The 17,597-nt window shown below is 59.5% G+C and carries 12 protein-coding genes and 1 pseudogene; 10 read left to right on the forward strand and 3 right to left on the reverse strand.

Features of this window, described 5'->3' with window-relative positions; translation table 11 throughout:
- Positions 1-5 precede the first annotated feature (5 nt).
- From AVI_RS27805 to AVI_RS30160, 10 genes and pseudogenes are all read left to right on the forward strand, one after another.
- Positions 6-938 carry an isocitrate lyase/PEP mutase family protein gene (locus AVI_RS27805; RefSeq protein WP_015918586.1) on the forward strand — a complete coding sequence of 311 codons (933 nt, stop codon included), beginning with the start codon at positions 6-8 and terminating at the stop codon, positions 936-938.
- A gap of 187 nt (positions 939-1,125) precedes the next feature.
- The gene (locus tag AVI_RS27810) at positions 1,126-2,082 is read left to right on the forward strand and encodes an ABC transporter permease (protein ID WP_139192492.1); all 957 of its coding nucleotides are present in this window, start codon (positions 1,126-1,128) and stop codon (positions 2,080-2,082) included.
- Entirely contained in the window at positions 2,079-2,999 is a 921-nt protein-coding gene (locus AVI_RS27815) for an ABC transporter permease (RefSeq protein ID WP_015918588.1), read from the forward strand. Before AVI_RS27810 ends, AVI_RS27815 begins: the two co-directional genes overlap by 4 nt.
- A gap of 1 nt (position 3,000) precedes the next feature.
- Positions 3,001-4,014, forward strand: a complete 1,014-nt coding sequence (locus AVI_RS27820) for an ABC transporter ATP-binding protein (RefSeq protein ID WP_015918589.1) — start codon at positions 3,001-3,003, stop codon at positions 4,012-4,014.
- Complete coding sequence (locus AVI_RS27825; RefSeq protein WP_015918590.1) at positions 4,007-4,984, forward strand: ABC transporter ATP-binding protein; 978 nt, start codon at positions 4,007-4,009, stop codon at positions 4,982-4,984. The genes AVI_RS27820 and AVI_RS27825 overlap by 8 nt, the downstream gene beginning before the upstream one ends.
- A gap of 10 nt (positions 4,985-4,994) precedes the next feature.
- On the forward strand, positions 4,995-5,516 hold the full coding sequence (locus AVI_RS27830; protein WP_015918591.1) for a TIGR02444 family protein: 522 nt from the start codon (positions 4,995-4,997) through the stop codon (positions 5,514-5,516).
- Positions 5,513-6,889, forward strand: coding sequence for a dihydroorotase (locus tag AVI_RS27835; protein WP_015918592.1), 1,377 nt, complete (start codon positions 5,513-5,515; stop codon positions 6,887-6,889). The genes AVI_RS27830 and AVI_RS27835 overlap by 4 nt, the downstream gene beginning before the upstream one ends.
- A 13-nt stretch (positions 6,890-6,902) precedes the next feature.
- Positions 6,903-8,153: a Zn-dependent hydrolase gene (locus tag AVI_RS27840; protein ID WP_041700096.1), complete on the forward strand. Its 1,251-nt coding sequence runs from the start codon at positions 6,903-6,905 to the stop codon at positions 8,151-8,153.
- Positions 8,154-8,261: 108 nt separating this feature from the next.
- Positions 8,262-9,875 (forward strand): histidine ammonia-lyase, encoded by a 1,614-nt coding sequence (gene hutH / locus AVI_RS27845; RefSeq protein WP_015918594.1) that lies wholly within the window; start codon positions 8,262-8,264, stop codon positions 9,873-9,875.
- 98 nt (positions 9,876-9,973) lie between these two features.
- Positions 9,974-10,258: pseudogene (locus AVI_RS30160) on the forward strand (IS6 family transposase); the annotation flags it as partial.
- Positions 10,259-10,546: 288 nt separating this feature from the next.
- Here the strand turns inward: AVI_RS30160 and AVI_RS27860 are convergent.
- Genes AVI_RS27860 through AVI_RS27870 form a run of 3 tightly spaced genes read right to left on the reverse strand, consistent with a single transcriptional unit; the run spans position 10,547 to position 17,594 of the window.
- Positions 10,547-12,463 (reverse strand): SWIM zinc finger family protein, encoded by a 1,917-nt coding sequence (locus tag AVI_RS27860; protein ID WP_015918596.1) that lies wholly within the window; start codon positions 12,461-12,463, stop codon positions 10,547-10,549.
- A gap of 2 nt (positions 12,464-12,465) precedes the next feature.
- Positions 12,466-13,608, reverse strand: coding sequence for a VWA domain-containing protein (locus AVI_RS27865; RefSeq protein ID WP_015918597.1), 1,143 nt, complete (start codon positions 13,606-13,608; stop codon positions 12,466-12,468).
- Entirely contained in the window at positions 13,605-17,594 is a 3,990-nt protein-coding gene (locus AVI_RS27870; RefSeq protein ID WP_015918598.1) for a WGR and DUF4132 domain-containing protein, read from the reverse strand. The genes AVI_RS27865 and AVI_RS27870 overlap by 4 nt, the downstream gene beginning before the upstream one ends.
- Positions 17,595-17,597 lie beyond the last annotated feature (3 nt).

Genomic DNA, 17,597 nt, shown 5'->3' on the forward strand with positions numbered 1-17,597 from the left:
GATCCATGTTTGATAAACGGCCCAGAACCACATTTCGCGAGCTCTTCTCCAAAGAGCAGGTTTTCACCCCCTGCGTTTGGGATTGCTATTCGGCCAAGGCGGCAGAAATGGCGGGGTTCAAGGCCATTCTCCTCAGTGGTGCATCGCTGGGTTTCAGCATGTCCGGCGTGCCGGATATGGGGCTGCACAATCAGGAAGAACTGATCTGGGCCACTGACCGCATTGCCGACTATTCACCTCTGCCGCTGATCATTGATGCCGATGATTGCTTTGGCGATGTTGCCCAAGCCTACCGGACATGTCGCAGGCTAGCAAAGGCCGGAGCGGCCGCCATTCTGCTGGAAGATACACCCAATGAGCGCGGCTATGCCCGCTTTGGCCGCGCCATGGAGGCCGCGACGCTGGCAGGCAAGGTGGATGGCAATGTCGATCACCCCGTGGTGTCGCAAGAATTGTGGCTGGCCAAGATCAAGGCAGCCCTCGACGCCTGCGCAGGCACGGATTGTGTGGTGATTGCCCGCACCGAATCCAAGCTGGAAAAGGGTCTGGATGATGCGATTGAGCGCTGCGTGCGGGCCGAAGAACTGGGCGCTGAAATGACCTATGTCCATGGTCTGCGCACGCTGGAAGAATGCCAGAAAGTGGCCAAAGCTCTGCCCGGCTGGAAGATGTTCGGCGATGTGGCAACTGTCGGCGGCAAGGCCTTCGTTGAGTTGGAAGATATCGCCGCCCTCGGCTTCAACATGGTCACCATGCATTATCTCGAGAAAGGCTCGATGTACGGCATGATGGATTTTGGCCGTCGTGTTTTTGCTGATCGCAGCACCCGCTATTCCGACGAGCACACCATGGGCGGCTATTCCAGAGAAGAGCAGCGCCAGATGCTGGAGCGCGACATCGGCTGGATGGATGCGGAAGAAGAATGGAAAAAAATCTGAAAGTCTGTCCCATAATTGTCGCTGGCGGGCTGCAAATGGCAATTTCTGCGCTTCCGGTGCTCACGTACTTGAGTACGCTCCGCTCCGGTTCTCGAAATCACCATTTTCGCCACGCCAGCACCAATTCTCGAACAGACTTTTACCGTTTGTTGAAACAGAGCCGCTGAAAGGAGGTAACGACGTGACCATGCAAGCCATGCCCTATGTAAAAGCCATCTCAACACGGCTTTTGGCCGGAATTCCCGTCTTCCTCCTCGTCACCTTTGGTGCGACGGCGCTGTCCAACCTTGCACCGGGATCACCGGCGCAGCTGATATTGGGTGATAATGCCACCGCTGAACAGGTGGCGGCTCTCAACCAGACCTATGGCTATGACCTGCCGGTTTGGGAACGCTATCTGAAATGGCTTGGCGATTTGTTTCACGGTGATCTTGGGCAAACGCTGTTTTCCCAACAGCCGGTTTTGCAAGTGGTGATGGATCGCGCCACTGTTACCTTTGAAGTCGCAGCTCTTGCCATGCTGGTGTCGATGCTTGGCATACCGCTTGCCATGTTCACCGCAAGCCATCCCGGCAAGCTCACCGACCGGGCCTTCCGCTCTGTGGCCTCCGTGGTGTTGGCCGTTCCAACATTTGTGATCGTGGTGCTTTTGAGCTACCTGTTTGCCATCGTGCTGCGCTGGTTACCTGCAACGGGTTGGGTCAATTTCTCCGAAAATCCGCTGGCCAATCTCTGGTATGTGGCCCTTCCAGTGCTATGCCTCAGCCTGCACCAGACGGCCTATCTCTACCGTGTGGCCCGCAATGAATTCGTCACCACCCTTCAAGAAGATTTCATTCAGGTGGCGCGGGCCAAGGGCCTGCCGCTTGGCTATATCCTGTTTCGCCACGTGCTGCGTCCATCCATGCCGCAGATCCTTACCGTCATGGGCCTGTCGCTCACCTATATGCTGGCCGGCTCCTTTGTGGTTGAGAGCTATTTTGCCGTACCGGGCATTGGCTGGACTGTGCTCACGGCGGTCAAAAGCCACGATATTCCGCTGGTGCAGGCGATTTTGTCGCTCACTGTCGTGGTCTTCGTCACCATCTTCATGCTGGTGGATATCGGCTATGCCATCATCGATCCACGGGTTAATGTCACATGAGCACGCCCGGCACTCCTTCACCATCAATGGCAGATAAGAACAGCGACCTGAGCGCGATTGTGCGAGCCAATATGCCATGGTCGGCCAGATTGCGGCTGCCGGGTGCAAGCCCCTTTGAGCTGGTTGCGCTCGGCTTTCTGATACTGCTGGTGCTGACCGCGATTTTTGTCAATTTCATTCCGGGACTTGTCAGCCCCAGATTCCCCTACGGCGATTTTTCCCAGCCGCCAGAATGGTCATTAAACGGGCTTCTGGGAACCGATGATATTGGCCGCAGCATCCTGTCGCGTGTGCTCTATGGGGCGCGGGCATCGTTGATGATTGTTGGCGTCGCCACCTGTATTTCAGTGTTCGCTGGCCTGTTGTTGGGCATGCTCGCAGGCTTCTATCGCGGCATTTTTGAGCGCATGGTTGATCTCTACGCCAATACAATGTCGGCTCTGCCGTCCATTCTGGTGGTATTGGCCTTCGTGACGGCCACAGGACCCTCGGTGCTGACGATTATGCTCACCCTTGGCATTCTCGATATCGGCACTTACGCCCGTGTTGCCAAGGCGGGTGTGATTTCCCAGAGCAACCGGGACTATGTTCTCGCCGCCCGCGCCATGGGGGCAAGAGATAGCCGGATTCTGCTGAAGGAAATCCTGCCCAATCTGGTCCCGGCTCTCACCGCTGTCATGCCCACCTTGATGGCAGGCCTGATTATCACCGAAGGATCATTGAGCTTTCTCGGCTATGGCATTCCGGCCCCGGCCCCCAGTTGGGGCGGCATGATTGCCAGCTCCACCGATCTGCTAAGCCGCTTTCCTCTGCTGATCCTTGGGCCGGTAATGGCCATTATTCTAACGGTCTATGCGTTCAACACCGTGGGGGATTATTTCGCCCAGCGTCTCAACAGCCGCGAGAGGGAGAGCTGATATGGCCAGTGACATCAGCCAACCTCCTATCCTGTCGTGCGAGCGCATGTCCTGCACAATTGCGGCAAAACCTGCCCCTTTGCAGGTGCTGCACGATATTAATTTCTCTGTCCCACGGCGCACAACACTGGGCATTGTTGGTGAGTCCGGTGCCGGAAAATCCATGCTGATCAAGTCAATCATGGGCATTTCCCCAACACCGGTGCGGGTTGAAGGGCGCATCGTTCTGGATGGAATTGATCTCTCGACCTTGAAGCCCAAAGCCCGCAGCCAGATGATTGGCCGCAAGGTTGGCATCGTCTTTCAAAATCCGATGACTTCGCTCAATCCCTACGCCACCATTGGCCGGCAGATTGAAGAAGCAGGGCGGTTCCATCTTGGCCTCAGCCGAACGCAAGCACAGGAACGGGCAATAGAGCTTCTGACGGTGGTCGGCATTGCCGACGCCAAGGATTGCTATGGATATTTCCCGCACCAGTTCTCCGGCGGCATGAAACAGCGCATCATGATTGCCACAGCCTTGATGTGTCATCCCGATCTGCTGATTGCCGATGAAGCCACCACCGCCCTCGATGTGACCGTGCAAAAGGAGGTTCTCGACCTTTTGCAAATCCTTCAGGAAGAGCGGCAGATGTCGATGATATTGGTCTCGCACAATCTGGGCGTTGTGGCCGGGCGCACCGATAACATTCTGGTGCTCTACGGTGGCCATATCGTGGAAACAGGGCCGACAGCCGAGGTGTTTCGCAATCCGCGCCATCCCTATACCGGGGCCCTGCTTTCGGCCATGCCAAGGATGGACCAGCCAGCCCATGCGCGGCTGCATACCATTCCCGGCCAGCCGCCCAGCCTTGCTAACCAGCCAAAAGGCTGTCCGTTTGCACCGCGTTGTCCGTCGGCGCAGGCACTTTGCCATGAGATCATGCCGCCAATGACCATGGATGGTGATCATCATTTTGCCTGTCATTTTCCGCTGAACGACACTTCTGCCTTGCGGGAGGTTTCCCATGGTTGACCCGTTGTTGAACGTCTCCGGCCTGTCCGTCGATTTTTCGCGTGGGGCTAAGATGATGAGGGCCGTTGATAACGTGTCTTTCTCTTTGGCTCCGGGGGAAACACTGGGCTTGGTCGGCGAAAGCGGCAGTGGCAAAACCACCATCGGGCGAGCGCTGCTCAGGCTGTTACCGCAGGCCGACACCCGATGGAAAGGTGCTGTAGACTATCAAGGCACTGACCTTGCAAAGCTCTCCAGCGGAGACATGCGGCGCATGCGCGGCAAGCTGCAAATGATCTTTCAAGACCCGCTCTCCTCCTTCAATCCACGTCGCCGGGTTGAGGATATTGTGGCCGAGGGCTTGGTAATCCTGGGCGTTGCAAAGCCTGAGCGCGACAGGCGCGTGCGTGCGGCGCTCAAGGATGTGGGTTTTGATCTGGATGCTGTTGCGGGCCGCACCCCGCATCAGTTCTCCGGCGGCCAGTGCCAGCGCATTGCTATTGCCCGGGCGCTGGCCGTGGAACCCGAGCTGATTGTCTGTGACGAGCCGGTGGCATCGCTGGATGTGTCGGTTCAGGCGCAGGTGATCAACCTGTTGCAGGACATCCGCGAAACCCGCAAGCTTGCGCTGATCTTCATTTCCCATGATCTGGCCGTGGTAAAAAATGTCAGCGACCGCGTGGCCGTACTCTACCGCGGCAGGATCGTTGAGATCGGCTTGGGCGAGGAGATTTATGCGCTCCCGGCTCATCCCTATACGCGCACATTGCTAGAGGCTGTTCCCGTCGTTGATGCCAGCCGGAAAGTCACACCTGAGCGCAAGCGTATGGAAGTGCCATCCAGAAACCAGCCGCTCAGTGGCTGCGCTTTTAGGACCCGATGCCCGCGTGCCACGGAGCTTTGCGCCAATAAAGAGCCGGTGCTGCGATTGGCGTTTCGGGGCCAGATGGTTGCCTGTCACCACCCGCATGATGAACCGGTATCAGCATGAGGTGGCTTTGATGGAAACTGCTGATGACTTTGCAAACAATGCCTGGACGGCCATGTGCAATCTCTATCGCGCGCCGAACGTCGCGCAGTTTTGTATTCGCTTGCAGGATGGTTACGGCATTGATGTGCCGCTGTTGTTGCTGCTGTTTTATGCCGATCAGCAAGGAATCGGCACGGATATCCAAGATTTGAATGCATTCCTGACGGATGCGACTTCATGGCGTGAGGATGTTGTGAAGCCGCTGCGGACCATACGTCAGGGCATGAAGGGCCGCTACACGGAGCATGATGAGGTTCAGCTCCGTGAGACGGTCAAGGCACTGGAATTGCGGGCGGAACAAGTACACGTCTCACGCCTCGCCCGCAGTTTTATGTCCCATGCAAAACCAACAGATGAGAGCCAGGCAACCGAAACCTATTTGGAAAGCTGCGGTGTGCCTGAGGGGCAGCGTGGGGCAGCGCTTCTGTTTTTTCAAGCCGCTGCCCATGGCGCACATATTCAAAATCATGACCAAGGAAGAAGGCTGCTATGAGTGATTTCGACAGAGTGGTGCGCGGAACCCTCGTGACCGAGGACGGGATCACTGAAAATGGCTTTGTGGCCATCCGCGACGGTATCATCGCAGCCCTTGGAAGCGGTTCGGCTCCAGCAGCCAGAGAGGTCGATGATTTCGGCTCGGCGCTGATTCTGCCCGGCATCATTGATGGGCAGGTTCATTCCCGCTCGCAAAAGGATCAGGAGGATTTTATCTGGTCCACCCGATCCGCTGCGGCAGGTGGCGTCACCACAATCGTCGACATGCCCTATGATGCTGGCGGAAAATTGATCTGCACGGCAGAGCTTTTGACAGAAAAGGCCGAAAGTGCAGCCGAGCAGGCCCGTGTGGATTTTGCGCTCTACGGCACCATTCGCCCCTCTGATGGCCCGAAGCACATTGCTGAGATGGCAGATGCAGGGGCGGCAGGCTTTAAATTTTCAACCTTTGAGACCGATCCAAACCGTTTTCCGCGCATTCCAACGCCACTGCTCTATGCCGCCTTTGCTGAAGTGGCCAAGACCGGATTGATTGCCGGTGTTCACAACGAAAATGACGAATGCGTCAAGGTGTGGAGCGAAGCGGTGAAGGCCACAGGCCGCACGGACTATCTGACCCATGGAGAAAGCCGTCCACCGATCGCCGAAACACTGGCCATCGCCGAGGTTTATGAAATTGCAGCCGCCACCGGATGCCCGGCCCATATCGTGCATTGCTCGGTTGGGCGCGGCTATGAGCTCGCGCAAGCCTACCGCGCCCAAGGTGTGGACGCGACCATTGAGGCCTGCATCCATTACCTCGTGTGTAGCGAGGAGGAAGACGTGTCGCGTCTGCTGGGTCGCGCAAAATGCAATCCGCCCATTCGTTCCGCCAAGGAGCGTGAGAAGCTCTGGCAGCATCTTGCAGCAGGCCATATCACCATAGTCTCTACCGACCATGTATCATGGAGCCTTGCGGCAAAATCCGCGACTGTGATGCTGGAAAATTCTTCCGGCATGCCGGGTCTTGAGGTGCTCGCAAGCCTGCTGCTGGACGGGCTGACAGATCGCGGCCTGCCACTCACCTTTGCCGCAAAACTGCTGTGCGGTAATCCGGCCCGGCTGTTTCGCCTGACGGCCCAAAAAGGCGCGCTGTCTATTGGTCTGGATGCGGATATTGCGGTCTTTGCAGAGCGGCCAAGAATTTACGATGCGGCGGCCAGCGGCCATAACGTGGTGGGTTGGAGCCCCTATGAGGGCAAGCGTATCCGCCACACGGCCATTGCAACCTTTCTGCGCGGCCAGATGATTTATGACGGCAAGGATGTTCTGGCAGCACCCGGAACGGGCCGCTTTATCAAGCCCACCCGCGCCCTATCAAAAGTAGCTTGATCCGATGGCCAATATGCAATCCGTCCCCAGCATTGACCGCACAAAGCTGCAAGCCGATTTCGATGCGCTGGCAGCCCTGACAGAGCCGGGCCGCCCTTGGACACGCCGCTCTTTCACGCCCCTGTTTCTGGAAGGCCGCGCTTATCTCAAAACCCGCTTTGAGGAGGAAGGTCTGAGTGTTCGTCTGGATGCCGCTGGCAATCTGATTGGACGATGGGAGGGCGCTCAACGTCATGCGCCCGTGTTGATGACTGGCTCGCACAGCGACACCGTGCCCAGCGGCGGACGGTTCGATGGTGTAGCGGGTGTTCTATCCGGCCTTGCCGCCATTCGGGCGCTGCGGCTTGCCGGTTATAGGCCGCAACACCCCATTGAACTGGTTGATTTTCTTGCCGAAGAACCAAGTGATTGGGGCCTGTCCTGCATCGGCAGCCGTGGTATGGCGGGGGCCTTGACCGACCATCATCTTGCTTTGCTTGGACCCAATGACGAACCATTGCGCGAGGCGATAGACCGGATTGGCGGCAATGTCTCACAGCTTTCCAGCGCTCGCCGCGATGACATTTTTAGCTATCTGGAAATCCACATCGAGCAAGGGCCGGTGCTGGAGGCAAAGCACATCCCGATTGGCGTTGTGACTGCCATTGCCGGTATTGGTCGCGTTAAAGTGCGGTTCGAGGGCATCGCGGGCCATGCCGGCACCTCGCCCATGGATATGCGGGCGGATGCGGCTTTGGCCATGGCGCGGTTTGCGCTCGCAGTTCGCGATGCCGCTTGTGCCATGCAGGGCAAAGGGCATTTTACCGCCACCATCGGCGTGCTCACCATTGAGCCGGGCGGGGCCAATGTGGTGCCGGGCGCATCCGAGGCCATCGTTGATATCCGCGCCGAAGACGATGGCATGATGGATAGTTTCATTGAGGCGCTGGAGGGATTGGCCAACAAGGCGGCTACTGATGAAAAATGCCAGGTTGCACTGTTTGAACGCTTGAGCAAGACGCGGGCCGTTGCCTGTGATTCCTCCCTTCGAGTGGTTTTGGAAAGTGCTGCCAGCGATCTCAATTTACCCACCCTGTCTCTTGCCTCCGGCGCTGGCCATGATGCGGCGTTCATGGCTCAGGTCACCAAATCAGCAATGATCTTTGTGCCGTCTCGCGATGGCAAAAGCCACACGCCGGATGAGTGGACGGATAACGAAGCCATCGCGCTTGCCGCCGATGTGCTCGTTCGCGCCCTTGTCCATCTGGATAGCAACACGCCTTAGAGTTTGTCAGGGAAAAGTGGTCACCGGTTTTCCCGAAAAGACAAACTTAAACAAATGTCTGACGCTGCGGTGCCAGATCAATATGCATTTCAAATGAAGGACTGACCTATGACAACGATCATACTGGACGGCGACAGCCTCACCATCAAGCAAACGGTGCAGATTGCCCGCGAAAACGCGCAGGTCGAGATTGCAGCGGCAGCACGGGCCGAAATCATCAAAAAGCGCGCCTATATCGAAGAAAACTGGCTGACGGAAAATGCGCCACCGACCTACGGCTTCAACACCGGCGTCGGCAAGCTCAAGGATTACAAGATCAATCAGGCCGATAATGAGCAGTTTCAGCTCAATATCGTGCTGTCACACTGCTCCGGCATTGGCAAACCGGCATCTGAGGAAATCGTTCGTGCCATGATGGCCGTGCGCATCAATGCCTTTTGTGTTGGTGTTTCGGGCCTTCGTATCGAGGTGGTTGATCGTCTGGTACAGATGCTCAACAGCGGCGTTCATCCGGTGGTGCCAATCCAAGGCTCTGTTGGTGCCTCCGGCGACTTGGCTCCACTCGCCCATATGGTGTCTGTGCTAATTGGTTATGAGGATGCAGAGGCCATCTACAAGGGGGAGCGCATGTCCGCTCCAAAGGCGCTTGAACTGGCAGGCATCAGCCCGGTATCTTTTGAGCTGAAGGCCAAGGATTGCCTGGCGCTCATCAATGGCAACAGTCTGTGTGCAGGCATGGGCGCTTTGACACTGCATGATGCTGAAGAGTTGATGAAAACAGCAGATGCGATTGGTGCTCTCAGCCTTGAAGCCATCCGGGGTGAACAGGCGGCGTTTGATGCTCGTATTCACGAAGTGCGCAAACAACCGGGCCAAATCCTGACAGCTGAAAACATCCGCCGTATGGTTGAAGGCTCACGCCGCGCCTCAGAGTCCGCCCGCGCCGTTCATCTCGAAGATGATATCCTGCACCCAACCTATCACCCACGCGTACAGGACCAATATTCCTTCCGCTGCCTGCCGCAAGTGCATGGCAGCTGCCGCGATCAGCTTGAACATGCCAAGACAGTGCTGACGCGTGAATTGAATGCGGCTACCGACAATCCGCTGGTGTTCTGGAATGAAAATGGCGCACTGGAATTCCTCTCTGGCGGCAATTTCCATTGTGAGCCGATTGCCTTTGCCATGGATCTGCTGGCCATTGCCCTAATTGAAATCGGCAATATCTCCGAGCGGCGGTTGTTTGCCCTGTGCGACACCACGCTGAATTACGGTCTGCCGCCCAACCTTGCTGGCAAGCCCATCGGACTTAACTACGGCTACGGCATTATTTCCACCGCCGCCGCCGCCGTGGCGTCTGAAAACAAGACGCTGGCCTTCCCATCTGTCGCCGATACCATCCCCACCAAGAGCAGTCAGGAAGACCATGTTTCCATGGCGGCTTGGTCGTGCCGCAAGGCGCAGCAGGTGCTGGATAATCTGCCAAAAATCATCGGCGTTGAGTGCTTGCTGGCCACCAAGGCAATTTTCCTCACCCGCCATGCACTGGGCAGCTTCAAACTCGGACGTGGCACACAACCACTTTATGACGCGCTGGCCGCCGTCATCCCGCTGCAGGATGGAGATGGCTATATGCAAAAGCAGATCAAACCCGCTTTTGCCATGGTCACCGAAGGCAAGGTTCTGAATGTGGTCGAAACCGCCATTGGCCCTCTTCGCTGAGACGATCTGAACCATGGGCGAGGCATTTAGCCTCGCTTACGGTTCAGTTGGCCTTGTAACGTTTACCGGACGTCGATCAAAATGAGGGATCTGGCTGCATGACCAGATCTAGCCGTGATCCACTTTATCGTCGGCATCGATTTCCAGCCGAGGTGATTGCCCATGCCGTTTGGCTGTATTTCCTGTTTCCGCTCAGCCTGCGGATTGTCGCGGATCTGCTGGCGGCGCGTGGCATCCTCGTCTCTCATCAAACCGTGCGGCTCTGGGCTGAGAAATTCGGCAGACACTTTGCCAATGATTTCCGCAAGCGATCTACCGGCAAGCTCGGTGATAAATGGCATCTCGATGAGGTTGTCATCACCATTGGTGGAAAGAAACACTTTCACCTTTTCGCGTCCATCTACGACCCGATAGCAAACCGGGCTTGTCGCAAATTTTCGGGTTTAATCGTGTGTTGACCAGAGGTATGGAGTTTGCCGCTCCGAAAGTTGCGGAGCGAGCCCATGATTCTGAATGCTATTGCCGAGTAGCTGATCCGGATAAAGAAGAACATGCCAAAGATCAGTGGCTTCCAATCCTTCAACACGGCGCGGCGAACCATCGCGCGCTCCAAATATGTTTGCGACAAGCCCGTTTGTCATGCGTATCGGCACCGGCCCCCCCCCGCCGATTTACACGTGGCTCTCTTTCAGCGTCAGCAGCCAGACGGCGACGTCGCAGAAGGTGCTAGTCGCTCGTCCCGGCTCGGCAACCATCCAGTCACCCAGGCGGCTCGCCAGCGAGACGAAGCCGGCAGCGGTGAGCCTTGCCTTCAGCGGCTTGCCCACAGCCTCGCGATGGGCGCGTGCCCTGCTACCTGCATGGATCGAACCGCTCAACAACCGTTCCACCTCGTCGAGAATATCCGACTGCTGACTGACCTGACGTGGTGTGACCGTCGCCATCATTTCCTCCGGCGTATCGAGATCCGGGACGATGAAGCGGTCGGCGGACAGCGACCATGGTTCGCAGACAAGCGCATCGCCATCGAGGCGCACAGGGCCGGCGATATAGCGAATGCGGCCCCAGCGCCCTTCCATTGCCGCTGCCAAAACGCCGGTTGCGGCTGGCGCGCCGGCATCGAATTCCCGCTCCAGGTGAAGCGTGCCGCCCTCATTGGCAAGGCGGACGGCGCCTTCCCAGATCTGCGCGCCGGCGGACCAACTCTGCCCCAGGGCTTCCTCGACCTCGAATACGTGGATGTCGTCCACCCGTTTGCGCGGCCGGATCAGTGAAATCGCCCGCTTTGAGAAGTCGGATGTCACGGCATCAACATGGCGGGCGGCCAGCGGCGAAGCGAAGGTAAAATTGCCGTCGCGCGGCATCACCTGGGTTTTGCCGCCGGTGCCGCTGCCCAGCGCCAGCAGCCCATCGGCCCGCCGCCGGGCGACGCTGGTCAGAATCTGGCCGCGTCCCACTCCCAGCACCGGCAGGCCGGGTGAAAATTGCCGTCGTAAAACCGAGGCCTGTAGCGGGCCGGTCTCGTTGGGCAGGGCGGAGAACAGTCGTTCCAGCAGCATCGTGGCGCCGGTGTCGCTGTCGGCGAGAAGCACCGAGGCCCTGACATCCAGGCCCTCCTGCCGCAGCCTGCCACCGAGCGACACCAGGCGCGATTTCGACATGGCGGTTTCGAACGGTTCGCCGAGCCCGAGCGCGGTCGCGGCATCGCTGGCCTTAGTGCGAGCCACGAGTTCAACGCCGAGGCGAAGTGCGGCCCGCTCGTCATAGCGTGCACTCCGGGCGCTATAGCTTTCGATCTGCTCCACCAGCCCTTCGAGGACCAGCAGCATCTGCGACGCGCCAAGCTTTTCGGCCTGTCGGCGGCAGCGTTCGATCAGCAGTGCATGGGCCGTCAGGCCCGCAGTCACCCCGACGTCCAGAAGCTGGGCAAGAAGCTCGGTGCAGGCGGTCGCCAGCGCCCCTGTGTCGGCTGTGCCTGCCGCAATGGCCGATGCGCCCCCGACCACGGCTTCCGACGTGTCGTCGGCAGCACGAAAAGCGCGGATCGCGAGCGCCACGTGAACGCAGTTCCGCTGCTGGATACAGTCGCAGCGAGCATAGCCGAGGTCACCGGGTACAAGAAACCGGACGCTTGCCATCGGCAGCCTTGCAGCAGGCACTTGGCCGTAGACGAGCCGAACCGAATGGCGGGTCCCGAGCAGACGATTGAGCTCGGCCTTTGCTGAGGGGGCGAGGGCGGCTTCAAAACCCTCGAGATCGAGCGTGGCAGGGTTCCAAGCGACGGCAACGTCCGGCTGTCCGTCCCTGTCTTGCGTCCGCGTCTCTCGGCAAGCCATGGCCAGCATCACCCGGTGGCGGCAGACGCCGGAAGACGGGCAGGTGCAACTGGCGTCGGCAAGCTCACGTCCGGGTGCCAGCCGGGTCAGCGTACCGTCGGCAAACCGAGCCTCGATCGTACCGTCATCGAGTTCGGCAAGCTCAGGTCCGGTGCCGTTTGCAAGCTCTCGCTGCGCACGCTTGACCAGCCCGGCATTGGAAAGCTGGGTCAGGCCGTCATCGGTCAATGCGGTGAGGTCGGCGCGTGCCATTCCTAGCGTCCGATCTTGGCGGCCAGCCAGCCGGCCAGCTCGCCGGGGGTCATGGCGCCTACTTCGGCGCCGGCGCTGACCAGACGACGCGCCATCTCCCGGTCATAGGCCGGCTCGGCGTCTGAATCGAGCGCTGCCAAACCGAGCACCAGCGTGCGCTGTGCCGTCAGTTCGGCCACTCTTTGCAGCAGCATCGCCTCGCTTGCGCCCTCGTAGAAATCCGAGATCAGAATCACGATCGCATTCTCCGGCTGGGTGATCAGATCTGCGGCATAGCCGACCGCTCTTTGGATATCCGTTCCGCCGCCGAGCTGTACCTTCATCAGCAGTTCGCAGGGATCATCGACATCGCTCGTCAGGTCGACCACGCTGGTGTCGAAGGCGACGAGGTGAGTTTTCACCCCGGGCAAGCCCCAGAGGCAGGCCGCCGTCACGGCGGAATGGATGACGGAGTCGAGCATAGAGCCGCTCTGGTCGACCAAGAGGATCACCTGCCATTGCTTCATATGTCGGCGGTTGCGGGCAAAGAAATGCAGCCTCTCTACGGTCAGCTGTCGACTTTCGGCATTGTAGTGTTTGAGATTATCCTTCAGAACACGACGGAAATCGAGATCGCTGGCGATCTTGAAACGGCTGTGGCGCCGCCGATCAACGACGCCGGAAAAGGCGACCGCCATCTCCCGCGACAGCTTTTCCATCAGCTGGCGCACGACCTCCTGCACCAGCTTGCGTGCCATCACAAGGATGTCAGGCGACATCAGGTGCTTGGTCCGCAGAACCGCCTTCAGCAGTGTCTCGTTGGGTTCGGCCCGCGACAGGACGTCGGGATTGGTCACGATGTCATCGATGGCATAATGCTCGATCGCATCGCGCTCCAGCCGCTCGATGGTTTCCTTGGGAAACAGCCGATGGATGTCGTTGATCCATTGCGGCGTGGTGAGGGCGGAGGGACCGCGCCCGCCCTGACGGCTGATATTGCGGGCGCCGTCCTCATCATCACGGCCGTAGAGCCAGTCGAGAGCTGCATCCATGGCCATGGCATCGCCCGACATCGTGCAGCCGGCAGCGCTGCAGGCAGCGTCCGACGCCTCGCCCAGGATAAGGCGCCAGCGGGTGAGCGGGTCAAGTGCTGCGGCTTGGCTCATTTCACAGCCGTCTCGGCCAACAGCGCCAGGCCGCGCAGCAATTCGCTGACGGTCACCGCATCAAGCTCGTCGAACTTGCGCTCGCTGGTCTTGGTGCGTGCATAGGGCTGTTCTAGCGATAGTTTGCCAAGGGTCTGCTCCTTGTCCTCCCAATCGCCGCCACCGGTAAAGATGCCGTCGGAGAAATAGAACATCGCGGCATGCGTGCTGCCGTCGGGAAACTGTACAGGCCGCTCCAGCCACCAGATGCAGCCGCTATCCTGGGGTGCGCCGAGCCGCCAGCCGCGCGCGGCCATTCCCCTAAGCCGCGGAGACTCGACTTTTAGGCCCTCGAAGCGGCTGATTTCGCTGGTATCCTTCTCGGTCTCCAGCAGCAGGTGGATTTCGCGGCCGAGCTGCGGGAAGGGCTGTGAGATCTCATAATCGCCGAACAGCGCTCCCCAGGCATCGAGCCCGCCTGCTGGCAGATGCAGCGGATGCACGGTCCCGATGAAGCCTGTCGCCTGCGCCGAGAAATCGAGATCGAGCGTCTCGTCCTGCGCGTCAGTGACGGACAGATCGTCAGAGACCCGGAAGATCGTCGTCGGCGCAGTGGAGGGATCATGGTCGGCATACACTCCCCATACAAGTCGCTGGGTCAGGTGACCGATCAGCGGATGGCTGGCAAAGAAGGTCCAGAACACCTCCGGCGCGGCGCGGCGCGATGTGGACAGCATGTTTTCCAGCCGTGTGATCTGCAGGCTGGAGATGGCGCGGGCATCCTTTTTTAGCGCTGCCCAGCGCTTGGTTGCCTCCGCCGCCAGTTCCTGGTCGTCCGACTTGATCGGCTTCGGCAGGTCCTTGAGCCGCTTGCCGGTCTCGTCCTTCACCCAGGGCTTGAGGAATTCGTCGAAGCCGACGCGGAAGCGCCGGTCGCCGAAGATGAGATCCATGCCGCCGCGATCATCGAGATCGAGATCGGGCGCCAGCCGGTCTGCCAGTTCTTCCGGCGTCAGCTCGCGGGCTTCGGCCAGCACCGCGATTTTTTCACGGGCCTTTTCCTGCAGGCCCTTGAACTTCAATTTTTCAGCGATGCCATTGAGGTTCATCAGTGCCACGTCGGTGCCGATGTCGGCAAGCACGTCGAGGCCCGTCACGGCGCGTGCGTGGGCGGCCTCGCCTGGCCATTTGCGGATCAGGCGGGTCAGCTTGCGGGCGCATTCGTCGTCGCCCATCCAGCCCACGGCCCTGAGCGCCCAGCCATCCTTGGAGGGAGCGCCATCGGCCAGCCAGGCGGCAAACATGTCCCAGGCGAATCCTGCCTGACTTTCCGGCGTGGTGAACTCCTTGACGATATCGATGCCGCCGTAAATCCCCTCCGGCGTGCTGAAGGACAGCATTTCGGCGATTGCGGCCATAGCCTCGTCAGACAAAGCGCCGCCCTGCTTCAGCAACGGTCGCGTCATCGCCGCCGGCTTGAACCAGGTGGGCAGCTTGGCAATGCGCGCCGGATAGCGCTGCAGCGGATCGCGATCAAGAACCTCCGAAACCGCCTCGGGCACCTTGGCGTCCTGGGTGGTATAGTCTTGGGCCACGGCTTCAATCGCCGCGCGTCCATCGTTGCGATCGCCGGCGATCCAGCGCAAGGCATGCTCGGCGGCCTCGCGCGCAATGCCCTTGTCGCCGACGGCGTCGGGGATCAGCCGGGTCACTGCCGTCTGCCGGTGCGTGCGCAGCCATTGCATGGCCGGAACACGAGCCTTCTTGAGCTTGAGCAGGGCGCGGGCCGCATGCGGCGCAATTTCCGAGGCGTCGACATCCTTGGCGCGGTCAATCATGCCGATAGGATCACCTTCAATCTGCCTCAGAAGGCCCGGCAGGCCGCGCTCGCCGAAACGGGCCATCATGCGTGGATAGACGTCATCGGCGAAATAACCGGTCGCGACACCCGGGCAGCTCCACAGCACCAGTGCCAACGCATCCGGTTGACGGTCGATACCGGCAAAAAGCGTGTTCCAGCCACTTGAATTGATCGCATAGGATTTCGCACGATGAATCTGCATCACGCGCTCGTAGATAAAGCCTAGCACGTCGCCTTCGTCGTCACCGCGCTGGGGCAAAGGCCTCGATCGGGCCGGAACGCCGTACCAGTCCGGGAAGGGCTTGGCTTCGAATTCCGTGATCAGTTCGATCAGTTCGTCGGTATTGGCGATAACCTTCGCCTGGGATATCCGCCAGTGGTTTTCGTGGCCGGGAGGCCCATCGGGCTCGTAGCGGAATTGTGTCTCAGCCGGCTTGAGCGAAAGGACGAGATCGTCGCTCTTCTTCGCCTTCTTGCGCCATGGCGGGTCTTGCAGAACCGCAGGCAGCGCATCGTTCCCGGCGAGCGTCACATTCTGCGCCTCCAACAGGCGGTCGAGCTGGCTCAGTGCTTTATTGTTGCCTTGCAGCCATTGCTTCAGCGTATCGGCAGGATAGCGCTTCGTCATGTCTAGAACGCGCGAGCGGATAACCGGATCGCTACGGCCGGCAGCGAGCGACGTGACATACTGCCGGAAGACATTCGCGGGATTGGCTTCGGTCGCCTCGTCAAGGGCGGCGCGGATCCATTTCTCATGCAAGAAGGGAAGCAGCAGGCCGAGCGCTGCGTCTTCGCCGGTCGCCAGCACGATGCGCGCCACGAGCGTCCGCTGTGCATCGTAGGCATAGTGCAACAGCCATTCGAGCGCGGGCAGGGCTGACTCGCGATAGAGATCGGCAGCGCCAATGACGGTAGCTGCGATGTCTTCGAGAGGCAGGTCGAAATAGGTGTAATAGATGAAATAGGTGCGTTTCGTCCGCCAGCGCACGACGGCAGAGGGCGGCGCCTCGGCGATCAGCGGCACCATTTCCAAGGTTGCACCGACATCGAGACCGCTGACGGCTGCACCGTTCAGGACTGCGAGTGCCTTCAGATCATGTTCGCCGACCCTGTCGTCGCCGAGCACGAAGGCAAAATAGGCGCGACGTTTCCAATCCACCTGTTCATCGCAAGCCTGCATGAAGACATCGACGACCTGTTCGTATTCCTCCGCCGGAGCCTTCACAAGGGCGTCGCGCAAGGCAAGCGACAGGGCCGAGCTCCAGGCGGAATTTTCATAGCTGCGGCGCGCCTGGTTTTCGGTGCCGACAAGCGGCAGTGCCGCTTCTGCGACGATTGGCGCTCCAGATGTTCGCGCCAGCCAATGGAAGAAGTATCTTAGGCACAACAGGTCGACCGGGCGACTTTTTTCATCGCCCCCACCTAGGGTAATCGACAGCCGATTCGTCGCGTTCAGGATGTGGGTGATCCAGGTACGGGCTTCTTCGACGCCCATGAATGCTTCCTGTTTGCCGCCGAGCTTGGATTTTAGCCAGCCGACCGCACCACCGCCAGCGGGTGCCTTCGGACCGTCCTCACCGAGACGCTCTTCCAGCCATTGAGCCGATGCCTTTTCCTTCTCGGTGGCCTTGGGAAGCGTGACCTGGAGCGTGTTCCGGAGTGCTTTCCAAGCATCTGCTTCCAGATAGTATGTCGTCTGCGGTTCAGTGCGCGTCGGAAGGGGATCGCCGAGCAGCTTTTCCAGCTCCTCGGAAGACTCGATCACCAAAGGGGCGGGGGCTGGTTCGGCGGGCGCCTCTGGTGGGACTGCTGCTGCTGGCGCTTCCGCTGACGTCACGGGGCGCTCGGCCAGCGCCAGCGCAGCCGCCTGCTGCACCGGCATTTCCTTCTTTTCGGCAGCTTTTGGCTTGGGTGTGGCGGTCTTGACGGGCGCGGGACCAGATCCGCTCAAGGCATAGCCCTTGCCAGTCTTCTCCTTAACCAGCTTGTTCTTTTCCTTGATCGCCGCATCGACGCTGTCGAATTCCTTTTCCTTCGTCTGGCCCTGGGTACCGATGCGCCCGTAGGTGACCGTCAGGGTCGTTCCGTCAAGCGAGACCTGCCAGAATTTCGATGATGTGCCCTCAACGAGTTCGTAGCGTTCCATCCC

It is taken from the genome of Allorhizobium ampelinum S4 (genome assembly GCF_000016285.1).
Taxonomy (GTDB): domain Bacteria; phylum Pseudomonadota; class Alphaproteobacteria; order Rhizobiales; family Rhizobiaceae; genus Allorhizobium; species Allorhizobium ampelinum.